Raw genomic sequence first — 3,941 nt, 5'->3', positions numbered from 1 at the left:
CCCTCGCGGGGCGCCGGAGCGGTCGAGGGCTTGGCCCGAGCCGCGGGAGGCCGCCGCGCGGAAAGTCTCCCGAGTAACCGCAGGGAGGAGGTCCGCGCGGCGAGAGCCGCCGCGATCCGAGCCCTGCGAGCGTCGCGGCGGCGATGATCTGGGCCCTCCTCGACCTCGACGCGTTCTACGTTTCCGTCGAGAGGGCGAAAGACCCGTCACTCGAAGGCCGCCCGGTGATCGTCGGCGGGAACCCGGAGCGGGGCCGCGGCATCGTCGCCTCCGCGTCGTACGAGGCGCGGGCCCGCGGGGTCCGAACGGCGATGCCGGCGGCATCCGCGGCGCGCCTGTGTCCCGACGCCGTCTTCCTGCGCCCCGATTTCGCGGCATGCACCGAATTTTCCCGGCGGGCGGCGGCGATCCTCGATGGCGAGGCGCCGCGCGTGCTACCCGCGTCGATCGACGAGTTCTACCTGGACTTCACGCACCGGGGCGGCTTCGACTTCGCGAAGACGGACGCGGCGGTCGCGCGGCTCCGGGAGCGCCTCCGGCGCGAGCTCTCGCTCCCGGCCTCGGCCGGCATCGCCTCGAGCCGTCTCGTGGCGAAGATCGCCTGCGGCAAGGCGAAACCGGACCGACAGCTCGTCGTCCCGCCCGGAACGGAGGCGGCCTTCCTGGCGCCGCTCCCGGTCGGAGAAATGCCCGGCATCGGCCCGAAGACGGAGCCGCGTTTCGTCGAAGCGGGTTTCACGCGGATCGGCGATCTCGCGTCGCGTCCGGAAGGGGAGCGGCGGGCTTTCCTCGGAGACCACGCCGAATACTGGAGGCGGCGCGCGTCCGGCGAAGACGTGTCCGGCGACGTTCCCGACGAGGAGCGCGACCGCTCGATCGGCGCCGAGGAGACGTTCGACCGCGACCTCGCCGATCCCGGCGAGGTCGACGCCGCGCTCGCGGCGCTCGCCGAGACCGCCTGCTTCCGCCTGCGCCGGAAAGGCTACGTCGCCGGAACGCTGTCTTTGAAGATCCGTTACGAGAACTTCGAGACGATCTCGGCAGCGCACACCTTCCCGGAGCCGACCGACGGATACGACGAAATCCGGCACGCGGCGGCCGCCGCGCTCTCCCGCCGATGGAACCGCCGCCGCCGTCTGCGACTCCTGGGCGTCCGGCTGACGGGCATCGGCGAAAAGAACGCCGGCTGGCTGCCGCTCGAGCTCCCCGGAAAGGAGCGGGAGAAGCGCGCCTTCGACGCGATCGACCGCATCAAGGAGAAATTCGGGGAGCGAAGCGTGAGGTTCGCGCGGGGAGCCCGACCCCCGGACAAATAGGACTCCCGGACTCCCGACCCACGGCCCTCGACTCGTGACTCGCGGCTACCGGGGAAGCGTCGGCCACTCGGTCGACCAGAAGTAGCGGTCGAAGAACTCCGTCCAGGATCTTCCGGTCAGGAAGCGGAGGAGGTCCGCCGTGAGCGCCGACGACCCGGTGCGCCATTTCCGGTTCGACTGGAACGTCTTCAGGAACGTGAGGAACTTCTCCTCGCCGATCTCCCTGTGGATGACCGCGAGGAGGAACGGTCCGCGGCCGTAGAGGAGGCCGAAGCGGTCGCGGAACGCCGTCTCGCCCTCGATCCGGTTCGCCGTCGGCAGCGTCGCGGAGACCCCGGAGTCCTTCATGCGTCCTTCCCAGTCCCGGACGACCTGGTTGTACGCGCCGTTGCCCTTCTGCGCCCGGACCTGGAGCGCCGAGCAGTATTCGGCGAACGACTCGGACATCCACTCTTCCTCGTCGTCGGGCCATTTGATCTGGTGTCCCCACCACTGGTGCGCGATCTCGTGGGCGAACCGCGCGGTGAGGCTCTTCGAGAACATCGTCGTCAGGTCGTCCTCGTGCGGCGAGAACGCCTCGCGGGTGATGAACATGGTGCCGGGCGGCGCGACGCCGAATCCGTAGGAGTTGATCTCGACGATCGTGAACTCCTTCCAGGGGAACGGCCCGAGGAACGGTTCGTAGAACTTGATGATCTGCGAGGCGAGCGTGACGAGGTGTTCCGTCGCGCGGTGGTTGACGTAGGCGTAGCTGGCGACGTGGTACGCGCGGCCGTCCTTGACGACGTCCTCGACGTGGTAGCTCCCGGCGAGGACGACGGGAAGGAAGATCGGGTGGTCGAGCTCCGTCTCGAGGCTGTTCCAGTCCTTTTCCTCCCTGCGGGCCACGACCGCGCCGCTCGCGATCGGGACGAAGGGCTTTTTGACGCGCACTTTCAGCCGGCAGGTGAAATCGGAGCCGTTCAGTCCCGGACTCGGGAACCAGGAGTCGAATCCCAGCAGCCAGTAGCTGTCGTGCGACGGCGGAGGGAGCACGTTCCCCTCCATGTCGAACGCCAGCGTCACGGACCGGCCGGGCTCGATCGGCGTCGGGAGCGCCAGGAGCAGGCGCCCGTCGCGGTGATCGAAGTCCACCGCGTGCCCGCCGGCGGTCTCGACCTTGAGCAGCTCGTTCCGGCGGATGTCGAGGGCGGAATCGGCGAACACCCGGCTCCGGAGGTTCACGTGCAGGGTCGAGATCGGTTCCTTCGTCGCGTTCTCCCAGGTCTCGGCGACCCGGATCTTCGCGTGTTCGCCCGCCGCCTCGATCTCCGGCTCGACGCGCGTCAGGACGACCTCGGGCTGGGGCGGCTCGCGGAAGCTCCGCCCGATCGGCTGGTCCGAGATCGTCTCGACCGCCCATTCCCACGGCGCGTTGGCGCTGTCGAACTCGAGCTTCTTCAGGGCGATCAGGTCCTCGGCATGCGACTCGACCTCGTCGCGGAACCAGATCGATTCCTGCTTACCGCCCGAGAACTCCACCCAGGAGAAAGCCGCCGAGGGGGAGGCCCTCGCGCGGTAGGCGAGACGCTGCGCGACGGAATCCGATTTGCGGCGCGCGAACGCCTCGAGGTGATGCCGGAACGCATTCTCCGGAATCGCGGCGCCGGTCGTTCCGGCCGGCGGCTTCTCGCCGGGCGCGAGCCAGAGAAGGTCGTCGAACGAATCGGTGACCGCGAGTCCGTCCTGCTCGTCCCGCGCTTTCCAGTGCGTCGCCTTGTCGGCGTCGTGCCGCATCACGGGATACTCCTCGACCGTCGCGGATACGTATCTCCAGGAGCCGTTCCCCTTGAAGAAGAATCCGATCGGCTCCGTGCCCGCGAGCACGGGGGCGACGACGCCTTTGGCGAGCGTCACCTTCATGTGGCCGACCTGGAGGGTCGCGTTCGCGATGACGGCCGCGTCCTTCCCGAGCGTCGGATGCGCATATCGGTCGACCTGGACGGAAAAGGTCTCGGCGCCCGAGAGCGCGGGCGCCAGGAGCGACACCAGAGCGGCGGTCCGGAGGGATGCGCGAGAAGGGCCGGGGATCACTTCCCCGATTCTAGACCCGGTCGCGCGGTAGGATGCCGCCGAAGCGTCGATGCGGGAAGAGACGGAGACGCCGCCGGATCCCGTCGTGCGAAGCGAGCGCTCGCGCCGCACCGTGGCCGCGCTCGCTCTCGTCTTCGCGTGGGGCGTCGTGTTTCGAGCGGCGCTCGTTCCCCGGCCGCGCCCGGGACGATTCTGGGATACCGAAAGCTACGTGCGCTACGCCCGCCAGTGGGCGTCCGGCGGATTGCCGCATCTCGACGCACGAACTCCCGGCTATCCGCTGCTCCTGCTCGCGGCCGGCACGCCGATCCCGCGCGCACGGCGCGTCGTCCGCGCGCAGCGCGGTCTCGGGGTCGCGTGCGGCGGGCTCGTCTTCGTTCTCGTCCTCGCGATGACGCGGCGGCGGTCCTCCGCGACCGCGGCCGGGCTCGCCGCACCCCTGCTCCTCGATCTGACCTTCATGGAACTGGTGATCTACTCGGAGACCCTGGGGACGATGCTCGCGCTCGCCGCGGTGACCGGGCTCGCGTTCGCGGCCGAGGCGCGGCGCGG

3 protein-coding genes are annotated in these 3,941 nt (G+C 69.7%); 2 read left to right on the top strand and 1 reads right to left on the bottom strand.

What is annotated here, in order from left to right; genetic code table 11:
* The first annotated feature begins 143 nt into the window (after positions 1–143).
* Complete coding sequence (locus tag VFS34_02935) at positions 144–1,316, top strand: DNA polymerase IV (protein ID HET9793392.1); 1,173 nt, start codon at positions 144–146, stop codon at positions 1,314–1,316.
* A gap of 45 nt (positions 1,317–1,361) precedes the next feature.
* Here the strand turns inward: VFS34_02935 and VFS34_02930 are convergent, their stop codons facing one another.
* Complete coding sequence (locus VFS34_02930) at positions 1,362–3,389, bottom strand: M1 family aminopeptidase (protein ID HET9793391.1); 2,028 nt, start codon at positions 3,387–3,389, stop codon at positions 1,362–1,364.
* 49 nt (positions 3,390–3,438) lie between these two features.
* On the opposite strand from VFS34_02930, the gene VFS34_02925 reads away from it, so the two are divergent.
* Positions 3,439–3,941: hypothetical protein (locus tag VFS34_02925; protein HET9793390.1), on the top strand; the 503-nt coding region annotated here is incomplete at its 3' end.

The sequence above is a fragment of the Thermoanaerobaculia bacterium genome (assembly GCA_035717485.1).
In the GTDB taxonomy this organism is placed as follows: domain Bacteria; phylum Acidobacteriota; class Thermoanaerobaculia; order UBA5066; family DATFVB01; genus DATFVB01.
The sequence above is the reverse complement of the archived record's forward strand: the minus strand, read 5'-3'. Positions and strand labels throughout refer to the sequence as shown.

What these genes read in the sequence shown, in the direction of transcription:
- VFS34_02935 (HET9793392.1), top strand. Translation starts at nt 144, where the DNA reads ATGATCTGGGCCCTCCTCGACCTCGACGCGTTCTACGTTTCCGTCGAG.